This is a genomic window from Microbacterium sp. NPDC090003 (assembly GCF_044748385.1).
In the GTDB taxonomy this organism is placed as follows: Bacteria; Actinomycetota; Actinomycetes; order Actinomycetales; family Microbacteriaceae; genus Microbacterium.
Genome location: NZ_JBIVFW010000001.1, coordinates 1872560 through 1892157, shown reverse-complemented (window position 1 = coordinate 1892157; position 19598 = coordinate 1872560). Strand labels below are relative to the sequence as shown.

General features: G+C 66.3%; 21 protein-coding genes. 7 read left to right on the top strand and 14 right to left on the bottom strand.

What is annotated here, in order from left to right; genetic code table 11:
- Positions 1-85: 85 nt before the first annotated feature.
- Positions 86-1078 carry an SDR family NAD(P)-dependent oxidoreductase gene (locus tag ACIPVN_RS09090; RefSeq protein WP_400442222.1) on the bottom strand — a complete coding sequence of 331 codons (993 nt, stop codon included), beginning with the start codon at positions 1076-1078 and terminating at the stop codon, positions 86-88.
- An 84-nt stretch (positions 1079-1162) separates the two neighbouring features.
- Between ACIPVN_RS09090 and ACIPVN_RS09085 the strand changes: the two genes are divergently transcribed.
- From ACIPVN_RS09085 to ACIPVN_RS09075, 3 genes are all read left to right on the top strand, one after another.
- Positions 1163-1735, top strand: a complete 573-nt coding sequence (locus ACIPVN_RS09085) for a TetR/AcrR family transcriptional regulator (RefSeq protein ID WP_400442221.1) — start codon at positions 1163-1165, stop codon at positions 1733-1735.
- A 232-nt stretch (positions 1736-1967) separates the two neighbouring features.
- Complete coding sequence (locus ACIPVN_RS09080; protein WP_400442219.1) at positions 1968-2372, top strand: VOC family protein; 405 nt, start codon at positions 1968-1970, stop codon at positions 2370-2372.
- Complete coding sequence (locus ACIPVN_RS09075; RefSeq protein WP_400442217.1) at positions 2369-2677, top strand: winged helix-turn-helix transcriptional regulator; 309 nt, start codon at positions 2369-2371, stop codon at positions 2675-2677. Before ACIPVN_RS09080 ends, ACIPVN_RS09075 begins: the two co-directional genes overlap by 4 nt.
- Positions 2678-2703: 26 nt before the next feature.
- Here ACIPVN_RS09075 and ACIPVN_RS09070 read toward each other — a convergent pair whose 3' ends face one another.
- The 4 genes from ACIPVN_RS09070 to ACIPVN_RS09055 form a co-directional block, all read right to left on the bottom strand.
- A complete protein-coding gene (locus tag ACIPVN_RS09070; RefSeq protein ID WP_400442215.1) occupies positions 2704-3678 on the bottom strand; it encodes a hypothetical protein in 975 nt (324 codons plus the stop codon).
- A gap of 79 nt (positions 3679-3757) precedes the next feature.
- The gene (locus ACIPVN_RS09065) at positions 3758-4192 is read right to left on the bottom strand and encodes a polynucleotide kinase (RefSeq protein WP_400442213.1); all 435 of its coding nucleotides are present in this window, start codon (positions 4190-4192) and stop codon (positions 3758-3760) included.
- A gap of 15 nt (positions 4193-4207) precedes the next feature.
- Entirely contained in the window at positions 4208-5950 is a 1743-nt protein-coding gene (locus tag ACIPVN_RS09060; RefSeq protein WP_400442211.1) for a DNA/RNA helicase domain-containing protein, read from the bottom strand.
- Positions 5947-6285 (bottom strand): nucleotide pyrophosphohydrolase, encoded by a 339-nt coding sequence (locus tag ACIPVN_RS09055; protein ID WP_400442210.1) that lies wholly within the window; start codon positions 6283-6285, stop codon positions 5947-5949. The genes ACIPVN_RS09060 and ACIPVN_RS09055 overlap by 4 nt, the downstream gene beginning before the upstream one ends.
- A gap of 947 nt (positions 6286-7232) precedes the next feature.
- Between ACIPVN_RS09055 and ACIPVN_RS09050 the strand changes: the two genes are divergently transcribed.
- Complete coding sequence (locus tag ACIPVN_RS09050) at positions 7233-8318, top strand: type I restriction endonuclease (protein ID WP_400443344.1); 1086 nt, start codon at positions 7233-7235, stop codon at positions 8316-8318.
- A 51-nt stretch (positions 8319-8369) separates the two neighbouring features.
- Here ACIPVN_RS09050 and ACIPVN_RS09045 read toward each other — a convergent pair whose 3' ends face one another.
- The 9 genes from ACIPVN_RS09045 to ACIPVN_RS09005 all read right to left on the bottom strand — a co-directional run bounded on the left by ACIPVN_RS09045 (position 8370) and on the right by ACIPVN_RS09005 (position 18161).
- The gene (locus ACIPVN_RS09045) at positions 8370-8603 is read right to left on the bottom strand and encodes a hypothetical protein (protein ID WP_400442208.1); all 234 of its coding nucleotides are present in this window, start codon (positions 8601-8603) and stop codon (positions 8370-8372) included.
- A complete protein-coding gene (locus ACIPVN_RS09040; protein WP_400442206.1) occupies positions 8600-9568 on the bottom strand; it encodes a hypothetical protein in 969 nt (322 codons plus the stop codon). Before ACIPVN_RS09040 ends, ACIPVN_RS09045 begins: the two co-directional genes overlap by 4 nt.
- Positions 9569-9644: 76 nt before the next feature.
- Entirely contained in the window at positions 9645-10592 is a 948-nt protein-coding gene (locus ACIPVN_RS09035) for an ADP-ribosylglycohydrolase family protein (protein WP_400442205.1), read from the bottom strand.
- A 110-nt stretch (positions 10593-10702) separates the two neighbouring features.
- The gene (locus ACIPVN_RS09030) at positions 10703-11830 is read right to left on the bottom strand and encodes a hypothetical protein (RefSeq protein ID WP_400442204.1); all 1128 of its coding nucleotides are present in this window, start codon (positions 11828-11830) and stop codon (positions 10703-10705) included.
- 228 nt (positions 11831-12058) lie between these two features.
- Positions 12059-12976: a metallophosphoesterase gene (locus tag ACIPVN_RS09025; protein WP_400442202.1), complete on the bottom strand. Its 918-nt coding sequence runs from the start codon at positions 12974-12976 to the stop codon at positions 12059-12061.
- A gap of 52 nt (positions 12977-13028) precedes the next feature.
- The gene (locus ACIPVN_RS09020) at positions 13029-14174 is read right to left on the bottom strand and encodes a LacI family DNA-binding transcriptional regulator (protein WP_400442201.1); all 1146 of its coding nucleotides are present in this window, start codon (positions 14172-14174) and stop codon (positions 13029-13031) included.
- On the bottom strand, positions 14171-16030 hold the full coding sequence (locus ACIPVN_RS09015; RefSeq protein WP_400442199.1) for an ABC transporter permease: 1860 nt from the start codon (positions 16028-16030) through the stop codon (positions 14171-14173). Before ACIPVN_RS09015 ends, ACIPVN_RS09020 begins: the two co-directional genes overlap by 4 nt.
- Before the next feature lies 1 nt (position 16031).
- The gene (locus ACIPVN_RS09010) at positions 16032-17048 is read right to left on the bottom strand and encodes an ABC transporter ATP-binding protein (protein ID WP_400442197.1); all 1017 of its coding nucleotides are present in this window, start codon (positions 17046-17048) and stop codon (positions 16032-16034) included.
- A 39-nt stretch (positions 17049-17087) separates the two neighbouring features.
- On the bottom strand, positions 17088-18161 hold the full coding sequence (locus ACIPVN_RS09005) for an extracellular solute-binding protein (RefSeq protein WP_400442196.1): 1074 nt from the start codon (positions 18159-18161) through the stop codon (positions 17088-17090).
- Between the two features lie 235 nt (positions 18162-18396).
- On the opposite strand from ACIPVN_RS09005, the gene ACIPVN_RS09000 reads away from it, so the two are divergent.
- From ACIPVN_RS09000 to ACIPVN_RS08990, 3 genes are read left to right on the top strand one after another with little or no spacing between them, the layout of a single operon-like run.
- Positions 18397-18720, top strand: coding sequence for a hypothetical protein (locus tag ACIPVN_RS09000; RefSeq protein WP_400442195.1), 324 nt, complete (start codon positions 18397-18399; stop codon positions 18718-18720).
- Positions 18721-18731: 11 nt separating this feature from the next.
- A complete protein-coding gene (locus tag ACIPVN_RS08995; RefSeq protein ID WP_400442193.1) occupies positions 18732-19301 on the top strand; it encodes a hypothetical protein in 570 nt (189 codons plus the stop codon).
- Positions 19294-19530 (top strand): hypothetical protein, encoded by a 237-nt coding sequence (locus tag ACIPVN_RS08990; RefSeq protein WP_400442191.1) that lies wholly within the window; start codon positions 19294-19296, stop codon positions 19528-19530. Before ACIPVN_RS08995 ends, ACIPVN_RS08990 begins: the two co-directional genes overlap by 8 nt.
- The last annotated feature ends 68 nt before the right edge of the window (positions 19531-19598 follow it).

The following is a 19598-nucleotide window of genomic DNA, read 5'->3' as shown; positions in this document are numbered from 1 at the left end:
CGACACCTGCACCGATCGGTCAGAAATGTCGGCTCCCGGCGCTGAGAACCGACATTTCCGACCGATCAGTGCATCCCGACGTGACCTACTGCACCGACCATCCGCCGTCCGAGGCGAGGATCGCGCCGTTGATGTTCACGCCGTCGTCCGACAGCAGGAACGTGATCGAGGCCGCGAGCTGCTCGGCGGTCGCGACGGTCGGGATCGCCTGCTGGAAGGGGGCGAGGCGAGCCGAGCCGTACTCCGACATGTGCGGGGGCATCGGGATGCCGGTGGCCACCCCGCCGGGCGCGACCGAGTTCACGCGGATGCCCTTCGGGCCGTACATGAACGCCGCCGACTTCGTGACGCCGATGATGCCGTGCTTGCTGGCGGTGTAGGCGTTGCCCGAGGCGTTGCCGCGCAGACTCGCCTCGCTCGAGACGTTGAGGATCGACCCGCGTCCGGCCTTCTCCATGATCGGCAGCACCGCGCGCATGAGCTTGAAGGGGGCGGTGAGGTTGATCGCGATGACGCGGTCCCACACGGCATCCGTTGTTTCCCCTGCGGGCGAGAAGTCGTCGTTGATGCCGGCGATGTTCGCGAGTCCGTCGATCGTGTCGCCCGCGGCGGCGATGACGGCGTCGATCGCGTCCTGCTTCGTGAGGTCGCCGGCGACGGTGACGATGTCGGCATCCGGGTTGTCGGCCTTGAGGGCGTCGAGCTTCTCGGCGGCGATGTCGCTGGCGATCACGCGGCCGCCTTCGCGGGCGATGCGCTCGGCGGTCGCGCGCCCGATGCCGGATGCCGCGCCCGTGACGATCACCGTCTTGCCGGCGAACCGGGAGCCGGCCTCGACGACCGGCTCGGCCTCTTCGACCGGCACGACGCCGCCGTTGGCCGCGCGCACGAGGTCGTCGACGACCGACTGCGGCATGGCTCCCTGGCTCATCGCGACCAGCTGCTGCAGCGGCAGGCCCAGCACGGGGGTGAGGAGCGACGGGTCGGCGCCGGTCTGCTCGAAGAGTCCGCGGATGAGCGGGCCGCCGGTCGGGTCGTCGAGCCATTCGCCGATGGTGGAGTGGGCGGTGAGGGCCATGTCGTGCTCCTTGTTCGGGTTCCTGCGAGTTTCGCAACGGTGCGTCTACTTATGGATCAGTGTACGCCCGAGTAGCCTCGGATGGTGCCTCGTCCTCGCAGTGAGAAAGCCCGCCGGTCCGTTCTGGATGCGATGCGCGCCGCGGTGTCGTCGGGCGCCTACGAGTCGGTGACGATCGAGGGGCTCGCCGAGGCTGCAGAGGTGTCGAAGCAGACCATCTACCGCTGGTGGCCGTCGAAGGCCGCGATCCTCGGCGAGGCGCTGCTCGAGGGGGCGGTGCCCGGGGCTGATGTCTCGGTGCCGTTCACTTCCGACCTGGGGGCGGATCTGCGCGCCTGGTTCTCGGCGATGAGCCTGGCGTTGGGGGACTCCGAAGGTGTCGCGCTCGCGCGGGCGCTGATCGTGGTGACGGCATCGGACCCGGCTCTGGGGTTGTCGTTGAACGAGAGGCTGGCCGCGCCGATCCGGTCGTGGGTGCGGGAGCGGTTGGCGCTCGCGGTCGCCGACGGCGAGGTGCGATCGGATGCCGATGCCGAGGTCATCGCGGATCAGTTCGTCGCGATGTCGAGCTACGCCGCGTTGTTGGGTCGGCCGCTCGGGGATGAGCGGGTCGAGGCGACGGTGCGGGTCTTGTTGCGGGGGATCGCGGCGGTCTGAGTTTCTCGCGGTGGGTGCTTCGACAGGCTCAGCAACCCAGGCACTGGGTCCCTGAGCCTGTCGAAGGGCCCGCTCCGCGAAGCTGGGTCCCTGAGCCTGTCGAAGGGCCCGCCCCGTGCACACCTGCAGGGAGCATCCGTGCATTTCTTCCTGCACGTGCGATTCGTCCCTGCAGATGAGCGGATGCCGAGCACCCCTTGACCCCGCACTTGCATTTTGCAAGTATGTCCGCATGAGCCTCTTCCTCACCTGTCCCGTGGCGGACGTCGAGCGCGCGACCGCCTTCTACACCGCCCTCGGGTGGACCCTCAACGCCGAGATGTCAGACCACAACGTGTCGTGCTTCCAGATCGCGCGCGAGCAGTACGTGATGCTCGGCAGTCGCGAGATGTACGCGAGCGTCGGCGGCACCGACGACCTGATCGGCGGCCCCGACACCCCGTCAAAGGTCACGGTCTCGTTCGACCTCGACAGCCGCGAAGCCGTGGACGACCTCGTCGCGCGCGCCGAAGCCGCGGGCGGACGCGTCGGCGACACCGACGACTACCCCTTCATGTACCAGCGCCAGTTCGATGATCCCGACGGCTACCACTACTCGCCGTTCTGGATGAAGCCGGACGCCGACCAGACCACGTGAGCGACCTCTCCGCCGCCCTCGACATCGTCGGAGCGCGCTGGGCGCTGCTCATCGTGGGGCAGCTGCTCGCCGGCCCGCAACGGTACGGCGACCTGCAGCGCGAGCTCGGGGTGCCGACGAACATTCTCGCGACCCGGCTGCGCGAGCTCGAGGCCGCGGGGGTGCTGAGGCGGTTGCCGCTGAAGCACAACACTCGCGCGTACGCGCTGACCGAGCGCGGGGAGGCGCTGCGCGGCGCGATCGACGCGCTGGGCGAGTGGGGTGCGGCGGGGCGGGATGCTTCGACAGGCTCAGCACCCCACTAGTTCGGGCTCCGCAACCCCGCGGCAGGTCACTTCGTCCGCGTGAAGACGACGTTCCCGTCGGCATCCGCGGTGACGGTGCCCGCGTACGCGGCGGTGAGGGGGAAGCCTTCGCCGTCTGCTTGCACGGTGAACGGGAGCGTGTATTCGACGACGCCGTCGCTGATGTCGAGCTGCCCGATGCCCGGGAACCAATGGATGGTGGATGTGGCGACGAGGGACCCGTCGTACGCGAGCACCTCGGGCGGGCACGACGGACCGGCCATCGATTCGGCCACACAGGCTTCGGTGAGAAGGTCGATCTCGGCTTCGACGGCCTTGCTCGTCCCCGACGGCAGAGAACTTGTGCTCGACAGGCTCGCCGCGGTCACGTTCACGTCGTAGGGAAGGTCGAGGATCGGGCCGGGCACCGGGAAGGCGAGGCGGAACTCGTTCGTGCCATCGGGGTCGAGATGGGTGGTGCCGGTGCGGTCGACGTACTCGAAGTCGTACAGGCCCGGGAGCAGGATGAGCTCCTGCGCATCGTCGCTCTGCGCGAACTCGAGCTCGTCATTGACCACGATGCGTCCGGGCGAGCCGGGCATGATCACCGAGTACGTGGAGTACTCCCAGCCGATCGTGCGCTCGCCGTCGGTGTTGGTGACCTTGAGCTTCGCGGTCGCCGGGCGGTCGGGGTCGTCGAGCACGAACTCGACGGTGGCGGTGACGGCGTAGCTGTCGTCGCCGGTGGTCTCGACGACCTTCAGGTCGGACGGAGTGACACCGGATGCCGTGTAGAAATCCTCGTCGAGCGACTCCCGGGGGAAGTCGATCTCGGTCATCGCCGCGGCCTCGGTCGTCTCGCCCGCTTCGAGGTGGGCGAAGAACTCCTCGATCACCGCGGTGCTCGCCGCGACCTCTCCCGGGGAGTCGACGTCAGCGTTGGCGGTGCAGCCGGCGAGGGCGAGGACGGATGCTGCGGCGAAAGCGAGCGCGGCGGCGAGGTGTCGGCGTGGTGAGGGCATGAGGGCTCCGGTCGGTCGGACGCGCAGCTTCCCCCGCGCGAACCTGTGGCTCCACGGTAGCGGGTGGGGTGCTCCAGGTTCAGAAGTCACCCTCGGCGACTTGAAAGCACACCAACCCGCGCGACCGCCACATCTCTACGACGCTGCGTCGATCATCGACGACGCCGATCACCTCGTAGTGCGGCGCGATGTACGAGTCGTAGATCTCACCCTTCACGATGTTGTCGGCGCGCTGGTCGCCGGTGCGGCGCAGCAGCAGACGATCGAACGGGATGCCGTTGAACGTCAGCCACGCCTCAGTCGCCCGGCGCGCAGTCTCATCCCGGCCCGACACGACGAGCAGCGCATCGACATCCGGGTGCGCCGCGAGCGCCTGCGCCGCCATCACAACCGGGCGGTGCGGGGTGTCGATCGAGACGCTCCGCATGTCGTACGGAGAGCGGTCGCCGATGAGGGCGAGGGTGCCGTCGACGTCGAAGACCCAGGTGCGGGCGCGCTGCGGAGCATTGATCATGCGGTCGCCACTAGGTCAGCGGGTCATGAGTGCCCGACGGAATGCGGCTCGCAGCGCTGGGTCGCACACGTAGACGTAGGTCCCGCGCATCCCGCGAGTGAGCAGCACCCCATAGATGTTCCTGATGAACACCAGCAGATCGTCATTAGAGAACGCGTCCTTCAGGTGACCGGTGTTCTCTTTCCCCTTCTTGTCCCGGTAGCTTTCGCGGTCAGCAACGATCAAGCCGGTCTCGGGGTCGAGACGCAGATCTGGCCCGATAATCACGCCGGCATAGTTGAGGTCGTATCCCTGCACGGTGTGGATCGACCCCACCTCTTCGAGCGATCCGGGTGAGTTGATCCAGTCTTTATCGGTACCGTTCCAGCGCATCCGTTCACCATCGAGCTCGATGTCAACGGCGTCAGGGTTCCGCTTCGATACCCAATCCCACGCGTACCCAGCAACGAGACGAGATAGTCCAACCTCTGCATCCCTCTGACGAATCGCTGCTCGCATGTCGCCGAGATCATCGAAGAAGCGCAGATCGTACTCGCCGAAGTCCGGCAGATTGGGGTTTTCGCCCCGCAATATCGCACGGACGAACTCCACGTAGTCAGCGCCAGCCTGCACGCGCATCTGAGTCGTAAGGCGGAAGAATCGATGAGCCTCCTTTGCGGCCTTCACTTCGTCGCCAAGCGCGGCAGGCGATAGATCGTGGGGGCGGACGCTCTGTTCGCCATCGACGAGGAGGAGCTGGTGTTTGCTTTGCGACTTGATCCAGTCGAGTTGGGTGTAGTTCGGGTCATCTGCGCCGAAGAGCGCGGCGTTGATGTCGCGGAACTTCTTGTTCTGAATTCCTGACGCCTGGTTGGCACGTTGGCCCAATCGATGGGTCTCATCGATGAGTACGAGGTCAAACTCGGCATCCGATTCACCGAGCTGGAAGGGCGACATCACCATGCCCGCTTCCAGTTTCGGCGTCTTCTTGAAGACCTTCTTGACCGATTCGCGCAATGACTGCTGAGGGATGACGAGTGCCATACGCAGCGTCTTCAACAACTCACGATTCTCTGGCACGAAGAACTCCGAGAACATTGAATCTGGCTCGATGTCGTCATGATCTTGGTAGTCGCGGATATCAGCGAGCAGCTTCATCAAGAAGATCGCGATGATCGTCTTGCCGGTACCGGGATTGCCCTGGACCACAAGACTCGAGCGCGCTTCGGGACGCTTGAGGTCTTCGAGCAGGCCTTCGACGATGTCCATGATTGCGATCGCCTGGTCGTCAGTGAGCGCTTTAAATGGCGAGAGCTTGAAGAGGTCGGAGTTCTCGATCTGAGGGATGGTTCGTGAGAACAACCCTTGATCGCGCAGAGCCTCGAACACGTCTCGGAACGATTCACGGTAGAGCTCGCGGTCGTAATACTGGGCGTCGGTGAGGCCGTCGTTGCCGTTGAGAACCTCGTACTGCCCATCTCCGTGAAACCATCGGATCAGGTGTGATTCGAGATCGAGACAGACTGACTTGTTGAAGGTGTGATCGATGACCACGCGGATCGATTCGAGGCCCTCATTTTTCTTCGACCCGGCGAGATGCTGTCGCATACGCGTCGCCGTGCTCACCGTCTCGCCGACGTAGAGGCCGGGAACTTTGCGGCCCGTGGCGCCGTCGATCACGTAGACGACAGGCCAGTTCGTATGGCGGGTGTCATCGTGAGCCCAGGAATCGACGGCCTGGCGGTGAAACGGAAGACGCTGGATGCTGAACCCGGTCACTCCCCCTGCTCCTCCTCGAGCTTGGTGTACTTCGTCATGCGCCCCTTCGCCAGGTCGACGGGGTACTTCGCCTTCGTCGATTCGAGCTTGCGGAGCACAATCTCATCGAGATCGACACCGATCTTGTTCGCGAGGTGGATGCAATAGGTAACGACATCGGCGAGTTCGGCCTCGACCTGTTCCTGATCGAAATCGGGCGACCATTGGAAGCATTCGAGAAGCTCGCCAGCCTCGATCGAGATGCTCTTCGCAAGGTTCTCGGGGGAGTGAAACTGGTCCCAGTCGCGCTCAGCTACGAAGACGCGGAGGGCGCCAAGTGTTGTCTCGGACAGCATGTTGCGACGTTAGCAGTGGATCGATATGGAGCCCGTCACTGGGACAGAGATATCTCGCGGTGAGCGCACTAAAGTCTCTACGACCAGACTGATCGGGTGCTCTACGAAGCGAAGGCGAACGCGGGTCGGGCAAGTCTGAGGATGGCGGTGGGGCAGCTATACGACTATCGGCGCCATCTCGACGTGGACAGTCTCGAATGTTCATTGCTCTTGCCGTCGCAGCCTAGCGCCGACCTGCGCGACTACGTTGCTTCGGCGGCTCTAGGTCTGGCCTTCAAGGAGGGAGGTCGGTTCTCCTTTGCTGGAGCTGCGGTCCCATAGCGGGGAGTGAAGTGGCCACCGCCTCGGCTACGGGGACATCAGCTGGGGCCCAATCCAATGTCGACAGCACTCCGGGAGTGCACACATCAGCTCAGAGTGCTCCAACGGCTTTGGCTCCCCGGACTCGATCTCCGCGTAGAAAGCCGAAAGAACAACGGTCCCGAAATCGTAGTGGTGACGCGTCGTGTGTATGTGCCTTCCGACGCGGATTACGCAGCCGAGTTCTCCATAAATCTCTCGCCGCAGAGCCGCTTGAGGGTATCGCTCGACTCGGGCTTGCCTCCGGGGAACTCCCCAAGCGAGGCCAGGGACATCTGAGGGCCGCGCTTGGCTGCTAGAACGTGACCGTTCCGAACGATCACGGACGCGACGACATCGACCACCGTTGACATTTAGCCTCCAGCTGGTGCAACCAAAAGGCTTCGTCGCGCCAGCTCGGAGGTGAGGGGAGCGATGTCGCCGGGTGGCCCGGAAATCATCCTGGTCCGGCAGTGATGCAAGTACGGCACCCGATGTACCCCAGTCACAGTCTCATTACACCCTTGCCGCGACAGTGTGTAACCATCCACCTGCATACTTCCGCTATCGTCTGGATGAATGCGTGTTCAACGTCGATCGGAGTAGCGGTGGAGTTTTCAGAGCGTCTTGATTCGCTGGCGACCAAGGTGAGGAACCAGGCGACGGCGATCGGAACCGAGGAGGCGACGAAGAACGCCTTCGTCATGCCGTTTATCTCGACAATTCTCGGCTACGACGTTTTCGATCCGCTTGAGGTCGTCCCGGAGTTCACCGCCGACGTGGGCACCAAGAAGGGCGAGAAGATCGACTACGCCATCATGCGTGAGGGTGAAGTGCAGATCCTTATCGAGTGCAAGCCGTCCATGGGATCGCTCAAGATCGAGCACGCGTCTCAACTCTTCCGCTACTTCGCGGTCACGAACGCGCGTATCGCCGTGCTCACCAACGGCGTCGTCTGGCACTTCTACACCGACCTCGATGCTCCGAACCGCATGGATGCCAAGCCGTTCCTGGTGCTTGACCTGCTCGACATCGACGAGACGCTCATCCCCGAGATCCAGAAGCTGAGCAAAGAGAGCTTCGACCTCGACTCGATCATCAGCGCCGCGGAGGAGCTGAAGTACATCGGGGCGCTGAAGCGCGAGATCGCAGGTCAGTTCCGCGATCCGACGGACGAGTGGATCAAGTTCTTCGCCACTCGCGTCTATGAGGGCTCGTACACGCAGAAGGTTCGCCAGCAGTTCACCACGCTTGTCGGCAAAGCCGCGCAACAGTTCTTGAACGAACGCGTCAACGATCGCCTTAAGACGGCACTCGGAGTGAGTGGAATCACGCCCACCGCGGACACGCCGCCCGCTACAAGCGCCCCGGTGGTGGAGGCCGACCTCGATCGCGACACCGAGATCGAGACGACGTTGGAGGAGCTCGAGGGGTACCAGATCGTCAAGGCGATCGCTTGTGGCGAGGTCAAACCGCAGCGGGTGACGCACCGTGACGCCAAGAGCTACTTCGCCGTGCTCCTCGATGACAACAACCGCAAGCCGATCGCACGCCTGCACTTCAACGGTAAGCAGAAGTATCTCGGGCTTCTCGACGCAGACAAGGCAGAGACGCGGCACCCCATTGAGGACCTTGACGAGATCTACTCGTTTGCCGACGGCATCCGCGAAGCGGTCCAGCGGTACAAGGACTGAACGGTATCTGCAGTGGGTGGACGCCGAAATGGCATCCACCCACCGCGGCCGTCACTCGCGAGAGTCTCGCTGGGCTGACCAGCGCGCGCGATTCTCCTTGTAGACCTTCATCATGAAGATGTACCAGCCCACGACAGGGGCGGCGCCCACGATGCCGAACAACCCCATCCACGAGGGGGTCAGAACCGACAACACCACGCAGGCGATGAGGACGGTGAAGACGGCGCACGTCGCGACGAGATGACTCGCAGGACGAGTGATGGTCTCAAGCCACGGATCTCTCATGTGCACGGCCCTCCTGCATAGGTGTCCACCCACCACACCATGCCAGGAACCACCATGGGCTGGGTGGCGGTGACCTGCACGCACTTCTTCGGGCTCGAGTTCTGCGCGACGCCGGCGTTGTAAGCGAGCGAACCCGTCGCAAGTGCGCACACCGGAGCCATGACGCCGCAGCTGAACGACCCGACGACGCCGCCCCAGCCACCTGAGGCGATCGCAGCGGTCTCAGCGCGGTCGAATCTGACGCGGTACTGGAAGATATTCGGTTGATCGACGGTCGGGTCGGCCACGACGGGATATGTCGTGTCACCGCTCCGGTGCTCCACGACCTGGGTCAGGACCGATCCTTCGGCCACGTAGTGCGTGGCGACAGGCACTCCCGAGGCGTCAGTCGCCCAGGGTGCATCAATGCTGGCAACGATCACTTCGGTCTCCGGGGATCCAGCGGCAGGCTGGTCGCTCACGACGACGACGCTCCCGTCCTCCTGAATCTCAACGGAGTTTCCCGCGCCGAAGTCGTAGGCGAACTCCTGTGGCTGTGACGGCGAAGTGATCACGGTGCTGATTCTCACTGCGTCCTCGGAAGCCACGACATTCACGGCCGGGACTTGCTGGTTCCCGGCGTAAGTCACGGATCCATCGGCGCTCACCGCAGCATCGCTGAGAGCGGATGCTCCCGGTAGAGATATCGTGGTGCCCTGCTCTCCGGGATCGGATGAGAAGGTGAGGCCGTCGCTTGCAGCGCGGCTTATGACCGCTTCACCCCCTTGAGTGAGCGGGGCGCTGAGGTGATCCTCGTTCTCGTGAATGTCGACCGCGCTGAGCTCGGTGGGCGCTACAGCCGCCACTGTCTGAGCGACCTGGTCAGGGTCGGTGTCAAGCGACGCATACGCCGGCGCGGTTCCGCTCGCCATAAGGCCGAGGAGTACTGCGCTTGCGACCAGCGGGGTGTGAGGTCGAATCTTCATGCTTAGTCCTTTCGCTAAGGGATTGGATTGGGCACCGGCGACGATACGTACCTCGAAAGTTGATGTCTGTACGGGCTTACCCGTACATCGCCACTGCCCGCTCCACCTGCCCCCGCAAATCCCCCGCCGAATACCCCGGCCACCCGTGCAGCACCGCGACCCACTCCGCTGGCAACGCGCCCGCGCCCCACACCGCCCCACCCAACGCCCCGGCGATCGCGGCAACGGTATCCGTATCCGCCCCACCCCTCACGGCCCGCTCCAACGCATCGACAAGCGTCGACGCCCCAGCAACAGCCGCCAACGCCCCCTGGAACGCCCGCACGACCCACCCGTTCTGCGCCATGAAGTCCCGCGGATGCGCCCCGGGCACCAGCGCCTCGTCGATCAACGCACCCCAGCGCGCAGCATCCGCCGCCGGTAGCGATGACAACTGACCCCGCACGTCGAGCTCGCCGGTGAGGATCGCGTGCCGGATCGCCGCCGACCAGAGTATGCAGGCCGAGGCGCTGTCCTGCTCCCAGTGCGTCAGCTTCGAGATGGCCTCGGCGGCGGACGCGAGTTCCGTGGCTGGTCGGTCGAGATACCCGAGCGCGAGCGGACCCGTGCGCATGAGCGCCCCGTTTCCTCCGCTGCGTCCAGCGCGTTCGTGCTCGGCGCGGGATGCCGCGAGCACATCGGCCTCGGTGAACGGCTGCGGGATGCGCGCGAGCACGGCGCGGGTCTGCGCTCCGACGTCCTTCGCGCTCTGCGCCCATCCGATCCAGCGTCCGACGATCTCCTCGCGCGACGAGGCATCTTCCAGGCGATCTCCACGCGCGAGCACGTCGAGGATCGGCACGGCCATGCTCGTGTCATCGGTCCACTCACCGACCCCGTGCCCGAACTGCCCGACGCCGAACTCGGGCGTCACCGCGTCGTCGAGCGCCGGACCAAACTCGTACTGCGACCCGAGCGCATCGCCCGCGGCCGAGGCGAGCACGGCGCCGATCGCGCGGTCGAGCTGAGGGGCGGTGAGGGGCATAGGAGGTAGGGCCTTCCGGTCGACGAAGCGATGATGAGAGGGTAGCCGCAAGGTCGGATTGCGGCCACGCCGTGTCTCCGACAGATGATCTGGAGTCCGCCGGAGCGCCTTTATCCTTCCTGCCCAGACAGCCGATACGCCTGGCGGAACGGACGAATAGTTCGTGCGAGAATTCTGACGCCCAGGGGTAGCGGCACTCGTTCCTTGTCCCACTCGGTCTTAGCGGTCGTGGTCCATTTTGTGAGCCGCGCGATGCGCGCCGATGTCCACTTTCGCTCCAGTCGCCGACGCCGCTCGCGCATCCATGACGGGCGCGGTGACCAGAGGGCGAGTGCCGTCATCAGTGCGCTCGTCAGCACGACGACCCCGACCCATGCCCAATCGGGACCCGAGGCGAGGAAAGCGCTCGAGAGCGAGAGCGTTGCGGCAATACTCATAGCCACGAGGAATCCCACCCGCCAGGCGCGACCACGACGCGAATCGCTCTTGTCAGCGGCTGACAGCCAAGCGAGCACGAGCATGGCTGGGCCGAACATCAGCACGACACTCATGACAATGAACTTGGCTGTGAGGGCGAGCGCTGGATCCCACACGATCGCGGCGGCGACGACGATCACCGCGGTCGGAAGCACGATGGGAATCGCGAACAGCAGTACAACGCTCAGCCGGGGTCGCGCAGCCACTGGTTGCTGCGCCCATTCATTACCGAGGGCAAGCGCAGCCGAACGCTCGGCGGTGTGCTGCGTTGCCAGGGCGCGGCGGTAGATCTCTTCGCGGGTCCGAGTTCGGGGCGGGGCGATGAGCTCTGCTCGCACGATCGCGATAAAGCTCACCAGCGCGGCCGAAAGCACCAACGCAACCGCAGTCGGCTCGAGCAGAACCATCAGCGAACCAAAGCTGAGCGCGACGACCAGAGAGATCCGGATGCTGTTGCCGATTAGGTACCTGGCCTCCGCCTCCTCGCCTGGATCAGCAGAATCCGAGCGCTCGGTTCGTTCAAGGATGGTGAGTATGAGACCGAAGAAGAGTAGGGCAGGCGAGTAGACGGGGAGAACGAACGGACTGACTGCTGAGACGAAGTCGTCCCATCGGACGCCGATCGGCGAGAGCGTGAGGGTGAACGGGACGGCGAGGACGATGAGGTTGCCGACGCCAGCGAGAAAAAGCCAGGCAGCGGTCCGCCGACCGAGTTGGTTCGTAGGGCGCGTGGACTCGTGTCGCGTCGAAGATGATGTCATGGCCCTATGCGTAGTCGCGGGCACCGACATCGCCCGCCACGAAGTCACCATAAGCGCCTTCTGAGCGCCCCCGCTTCGATCGAGCTCCGGAGCCGAGTAGTGGCCCTTCGACAGGCTCAGTGCCCCAGGTGCGTGGCCGAACCCTTCGACAGGCTCAGGGACCCAAGTGTGTGGTGGGCCCTTCGACAAGCTCAGGGACCAGCAGGTTCAGCGACCCCACCCTCACTCCTACTCCCGCCACCCGATCCCGCGCCCGGCGATCCGCTCTGCGGCATCCGCCGCCCCCACCGGCTCCCCGACATCCGACCCGCGCTCGAGCGACACCACCGAGTGCACGACCGAATCCGCGTACACGTGCACGAGGTTGTACCCCTGCGCGGCATCCTGGCCCCGCGTCGCCCCGAGCGGCTGCGCCAGATCCTGCCCGTAGGCGCTCGACGACGCGACCGCCACAGGAATCCCCGCGAACGTGCCGAACGACGGGTGGTGCACGTGCCCCGACAGAATCGACCGCACGTCCGTCCCGCGCAGAACCGCAGCGAGATCAGCCTGCGAACGCAGCTCGACCGTCACCGCCAGGTCGAGCACGGTCGGCAGCGGCGGGTGGTGCATCAGCAACAGCGTCCCCGCGGGCGCCGCCACCTCCAGCTCCGCCTGCAGCCACGCGAGCTGCGCGGACGACACCTCGCCCCAGTGCGCCCCCGGAACGTTCGAATCGACCACGATGACTCGTAGCCCTCCGAACCACCGCACCTCGGTGATCGGAGCATCCGCGGCGTCCTCCGCCACCGTCTCACCGGCGGTACCCGAAACCGCCGGCCCCAGCCCCAGCTCGGCCCGCATCTCGGCCCGCGAATCGTGGTTGCCCGCCGCCCACACGACCTCGCACCCCAGAGCCTCCGCCGCCGGCGCCACCAGCGCGCGCAACCGCCGATACGCCGATGCGTCGCCGCGATCGGCCATGTCTCCCGTCATCAACAGGGCGTCGGGACGCAGCCCCGACGACACCAACCGCGACAGCATGAGAGCCAGGTTGGCATCCGCATCCGTCCCGCTGCCGTACAGCGGCGAGCGTTCACCGGGCAGATGCGTGTCGGAGATGTGCACGAAGGTGTGCGACGGGCGGGGGTGTTCGGTGAGGATCATGTCACTTCCAGATCGGCGAACGGGCACAACGGTCAAACGAATACGAGCGAGGTCACACGGCGGCGGCGGTCTTCCCCACGACGAGCGATCCCGCGAAGGATCGGCGCACGACGGCATCCGCATCGCCGCCGAGGATCAGGCCCTGCATGGTCTCGACGGCCGCCGCGGCGACCGACTCCACGGGGATGCGCACGGTCGTGAGGCCCAGCAGGTCGGCACCGGGGAGGATGCCGTCGCACCCCGTCACGCTCACGTCCTCCGGGACGGAGAGGCCGACGGCCGACAGGGCGCGCATCACGGCCAGCTGCCGATAGTCCGAGGCGCACATGACCGCCGTCGCCCCGGCGTGCACGGCCCGGATCGCCTCGTCGACGCCTTCCTCGGGGCGCGCTCCGGTCGAGATCATCGTCACCGCGACCCCGGCGTCGACCAGCGTCGACCGCATCGCGAGCGCGCGCAGATGCTCGGGGTACGACGCCTCCGCGCTACCGGCGAGCACGACGACCGACCGGTGTCCCAGCGCGACGACGTGCGAGGCCAGCATCCGCCCGTGCGCGGGGTCGTCGTAGTGCGCGGTGTGGATGCGCCCGACCGACTCGACGCGTCCGGCGCGCAGGATCGGCACCTGGTCGGCGAAGGGTTCGAGCTGCGCGGCCGTGATGCCGCCGGTCGCGACGATGAGCCCGGCGACGCGCATGCCCAGCAGCCGGTGCAGAGCGTTCACCTGCTTGGCTCCCTGCTCGTCGGCGCCGATGGTGACGGTCACGAGGTCGAGCCCGCGGCGGTGTGCCTCGTCCTGCAACCGGGAGAAGAGCAGGCCGTATGCGGGGTTGCTGGCATCGCGCAGCATCAACCCCACGGTTTCGGTGCGTCCGGCGGCGAGCTCGGCGGCCATCGTGTTGCGCACGTAGCCCAACTGCTCGGCCGTCTGCAGGATCCGCTCCTGCGTCTCGGGCGCGAAGCGACCCTCGCCCTTCAGCGCCCGAGTGGCGGTGGCGCGGGAGACGCCGGCCGCGGCTGCGACGTCACTGATCGTGACGCGCAGCGCCGGAGTCGACGCGTCACGGGACGAACCCGTGGCCCCCGCGGCATCCTCCGTGCGACCGGCCTCGACGCGATGTGCACCCTCCTGCACCGCGTCCGTCCGCCGAGGACCCTTCTCCTCGGCATCCGTCCCGCTTGTCTCCGCCCCCGTCATGCCCGCTGCTTCTTCCGCGTGCGGGGCGCTCCGGCCCGCGATCCTCGTCCGTACACGAGATACATGGTGACACCCATGATGATCATGAGCAGCACGGTGTAGACGAACGTGATGGGCATCGCGTCGAGGTTGTTCTCGCCGCGCGTGCTCTCCTGGATTGCCACACCCAACGGCTTGTACAGCGGGTGGTAGAGGAAGATCGCCGCGTCGTAGTCATCGAGCAGGCTGTTGAAGTTGAGCGCCGTGATGGCCGCGGCGGTCGGCAGCACCAGCGGGATGAGCACCCGGCGGAACGTGGTGAGCGACTTGGCGCCGAGGATGCGCGAGGCGTCTTCGAGCGAGTCGGGCACCGAGGCGAACCCGGCCTTCAGCAGGCGCAGCGTGAACGGGATCTTCACGCTGATGTAGGCGATCAGCAGCAGGATGGGCGTACCGGTCAGCACGATGCCGCCGACGATCGCATGCGGCTTGTCGAAGGCCATCACCAGGGCGAGCGCGATCAGCACGATCGGCAGGATCCAGGGAATGTGCAGCACGTACTCGATGGCCGTGGTGAGCAGGTTGCGGTGCTTCTGCAGCATCCGTGCGACGAACAGCAGGCCGCCGACCACGATCACCGAGGCGAGCGCGCTGTAGACCACGCTCACGATGAACGGACGGATGGCGGCGGCGCTCGAGAACACGGTGACGTAGTTGTCGAGCGTGAAGCTGTCGAGGGTGATGGATCCGGCCAGGATGCTGCGGGCGTCGACGAACGAGAAGACGACGATGAGCACGACCGGGATCAGGTAGATCACCCAGAGCAGATACGCGACGACGTGCACCGCGGCGTTCGCGAACGGGTTGCGGATGCGCTGCTTCTGGATCGGGGTCGCGACCTTCGCGACCGAGAAGTAGACGCCCGACTTCTCGAAGCGGTTCATGATCGCGAGCAGGATGATCGTGGCGATGCCGAGCACGATCGCCAGCAGCGCCGCGATGTCGCGCGTGATGGGGCTGCGCGACAGGTCGATGATGAGCGGCGCGACGGTCTGGAAGTCGGGCCCGCCGAGCACGAGCGGTGCCGTCAGCGCGCCGAGCCCGATGAGGAAGGTGAGCACCGTGACGGCGAACAGCATTGGCTTCATGACCGGCAGCACGATGCGGCGCAGGATCGTCCAGGTCGACGCTCCCATGAGCTTGGCGGCCTCGATCGACGCGTAGTCGACCTTGCCGAGCGACGACGACAGGAACAGCATGTGGTTCGTCGTGGTCGCGAACGTCATCACGAACACCACGGCGAAGTACCCCGAGAACCAGTCGCGGTCCATGTCGGGCCAGATGTTGACCGCCATGTTCGTGAAGAATCCGAAGCGGCCGTAGATGAAGTTGTACCCGGCGGCGAGCACGATGCCGCCGTAGATCAGTGTCGTCGCGTACCCGAGCCACAGCAGCTTCGCGCCGCGCACCTGGAAGTACTTCGTGACGAGCACGATGAACACGCCCACCACGTTGACGGTGATCGAGAGCGTGATCGCCAGCAGGAAGCTGTTGCCGAGTGTCTTCAGCGCGCGCTCGCTGCCGAGCAGCTTCTCGACGGCGCGGAAGCTGAACTGGCCGTCGGGGAAGAACGTGATGCCCAGCAGGGCCGCGTTCGGCATGACGAGGAAGGCGGCGGCGAACCAGACGACGACGAGGCCGGTGATCCACGCGAGAGGCGAGCGCAGCATCGCACGGATGCTGCCGGGCCGGCCCCTCCGTCGCGGTCGTCGCTCGTCGTTCTCGGCGGTCGCGGTCGCGGTGAGCGCGCCCGCCTCGCCGGTCATCGCCGCGGACGGCGGCGGCACCGGCTGGGAGGTGTTCTGCGGATCCGACATGTCACGCCGCCGGGTACTGCAGGATCCAGCGCGGGTCCGCGTCGACGCGGACCGCGTCTCCGGGGTTCCAGCGGTGGGCGCTCGCCGCGGCCGGCACGCTCACCCGCAGCGCGGCATCCGCCACGGTGACCGTGTAGACGCTGTGGCTGCCGTGATACGTGCGGTCGACGACCGTGCCGTCGAGCGAGGCCGGAGCGGATGCCGCATCCGACGCCGCCGCGAGGTGCAGCTTCTCGGGTCGCACGTAGCTCTCTGCCGTGGCGTCCAGCCCCGCGCCGAGACCGGTGATCTGTGCGGGCGTGAGCCGGTTGTTCTCGCCGATGAACCGGCACACGAACGGCGTCGCGCTGCGGTCGTAGATCTCCTCGGGCGTGCCCACCTGCTGCAGCGTGCCCGCGTCGAGCACGGCGATGCGGTCGCTGAGGGTGAGCGCCTCCTCCTGGTCGTGCGTGACGTAGACGGTCGTGACGCCGACCTCGTGCTGCAGCTCTTTGAGCTGTTCGCGCAGCTGCACGCGCAGCTTGGCGTCGAGGTTCGACAGCGGCTCGTCGAGCAGCAGGATGCTCGGGGTCAGCGCGAGGGCGCGGGCGATCGCCACGCGCTGCTGCTGGCCGCCAGAGAGCTCCGACACGTTGCGGTCGAGCTGCGACGAGGCGAGACCGGTGCGATCGGCGACCTCGTCGACCCGGCGCTTCTGCTCGGCCTTCGAGACCTTCTGCACCGACAGGCCGAACGCGATGTTCTCGCGGACGTTCATGCTGGGGAAGAGGGCGTAGTTCTGGAAGACCATGCCCACCCCGCGCTTCTCGCTGGGAACGCGCGTCACGTCGCGGCCGGCGATGTGGATGCGCCCGCCGGTCGGCTCGACGAACCCGGCGAGGGTGCGCAGTGCGGTGGTCTTGCCGCAGCCGGACGGACCCAGGAGGGTGAAGAACTCACCCTCCTGGATCTCCAGATCGAGGTGCGAGACCGCACGGTGGTCGCCGAACGCGACCTCGACGTCTTCGAAACGGATCATCGTCTTCTCTCTCTGCCGGACGGCGGTGGGCGGGCCGGATCAGCCGATGTACTCGAGCGTGACCTTCTCGACCCAGGCGCCGAGGTTCTCGCTCACGAAGCCGAAGTCGATGTCCTGACGCGGCAGGGTGTCCATCAGGTCGACCACCTCGGGGTTGGCCTTGTCGACGGCGCCCTCGTTCACGGGCATCGAGTTGAACTCGGCCGCGAACTCGCCCTGCACCTCGGCGCTGCCGAACCAGTCGATGAACTCCTGCGCCTTCTCCTCGTTGCCGGTCCCGGTGATCTGCGCGATCTGCTCGGTCACGTAGGGCACGCCGTACTCGGGCACGATCATGCCGGTGGCCGTGCCGTACTCCTCGTCGCGCGCGGCGATGCCACTCGACGGGATGACGCCGTAGTCGATCTCGTCGCGCGAGATGCGGGCGTAGAGGTCGGTGCCCTCGACGGCGGGCGAGCCGTTGGCGTAGTAGGCCTCGACCTTCTCCCAACCCTCGTCGCTCACGCCGAGGTCGCCGTCCTCGTCGAGGTAGCGGCTCAGGATGCCGGCGAGCACGAGCTGCGGCGTCGCCTGGCCGAGCGCGGGGTTGACCTCGTAGCGGCCGGCGTACTCCTCGCTCCAGAGGTCCTCTTCGTCGGCGGGGGCATCCGAGATGCGATTCTCGTCGTACACGGTGACGATGGCCTGCTCGACGAGCGGCCAGAAGGCGCCGTCGGCGGGGTCGCCCGCGTCGGCCGGCACCTCGCCCGCCCAGGAGGGCTCGTAGGCCGTGATGGCCTCCTCGGCCTTGAGCTGCTCGAAGAACATGTTGTTGAGACCGAACACGACGTCGCCGACGGGGTTGTTCTTCTCGGCGATGATGCGGTTGGTGAGGTCGGCGCCGCCGAGGCCGACGATCTCGATGTCGATGCCCGCGTCGGCGGCCTTCTCGGTGATCCACTCGCCACGGCCGTCGCTGTTCGAGTTGGTGTAGACGATGAGCGTGTCGCCCGAGCCGCCACCCTCTCCGCCGTCGGACGAACCGTCTCCCCCGGCCGTGCATCCGGTGAGGGCGATCGCCGCCGCCGCGGTGATTCCGATGAGAGCCCAGCGCCTCTTCTGCCTGTCGACCATGTTCGTCCCTTTCTCGCCGTCGAGTGTGTCGACTCGACATTACTGGTTCTTGTGGTGATCGCACAAAGATTGTGGATTTTCGTGAGCGCGGTCGCGCGTCCGCACTCAAGATAGGTGGACTTCGTGAACAGACGGGGCCGTGAGCGTGAACGGTCGGTGCGGTTGCGCCCGACCCCGGGTGCTTCGCTAACCTGGCCCCACCGACACCAACGATCCCGACCGGAGGGGACCAGCAATGTCATCCGAAGCCACCACCACGTTCCACTCGAACGCCGACGCCGCGATCACCGCGGCAGCCGTGCAGAAGACCCTCGCCGACACCAAGGCGAAGGTGCTCGGGCAGAGCCCCGACGGCACGCAGATCGACTTCCAGACTCGCAAGACGCTACTCAACTGGGAGCTCATCGGCCGCGCGACGGTGACGCCCGCGGCATCCGGATCCGACGTGCACCTGTGGCTCAACGTGCACCACAACCGTCCGCCGGCGGCGATGGACGGCATGAAGAACAAGAAGGCCGTCGAGAAGCTCGCCGGTCAGATCCAGGCGAACCTCGGCTGACGGCATCCGCTGTGCCCTCCTTCGTGCAGGTCGCCGACGGCCTCGCGATCATGCAGGAGGTCGAGCGCATCCAGCGGGGTGAGCGTCGCGGATCGAACGGCCGCATCGACGTCGAGGTGCACTGGCGCGAGCTGACGCCGTGGGCGATCGAGAAGCAGCACGTCACGATCGTGCCGCTCGCGCGGTCCGATGGGTCGGCTGACGCCGACGCGCAGTTGGGCGCGCTCGCGCAGAGCCTGCTGCGTGACTTCGTGCACTTCTTCGGCGGCGACGACTTCCACGCCGAGTCGCCGCTCGACCCCGACGACGGGTACGGGCGGCGGCTCGGCCGTCAGAACTTGGTCTCGTTCCCGCGCTACGTCTGGCGCGTGCGCGACTACGCCGTCACGATCGTGCGCGAGGTCGATCCGCAGGCAGCGGATGCCTCGACCCTCGCCCTGCACGTCTTCCCCGCCGCGTGGCGCTTCGCCGTGCCGACCAATTCCGAGACGAAGCGGGCTGCCTCGAGGCGCCGCACGATGGCGAAGCAGATGGATGCCGCCGACCTCGACTGGACCTGGCCGGAGGATGCCGATGGCTGACCGGCATCCGTGCTGCGATCCGTACCGCGACGACGAGCGCACCGACCCGAACGACGAGCAGCGCGCGGGGCGGGTGCGGATCGTCGAGACGTCCGACCCCGGCTGGTCGATGACCTACCGCGTCGAGTGCACGACCTGCGCGCGCCGCTTCACGGTCACGCAGATCGACGGTCCCGCGCTGCGGTGGAAATGGGTGCCGCAGGGCGAGAAGCGCCGCCGCGTGCACTGATCGGTGCCGAATGTCGGTAATGGTGCCTCAGAACCGGCGTTTCGCACCGATCCGCGCACGCCCGGCGG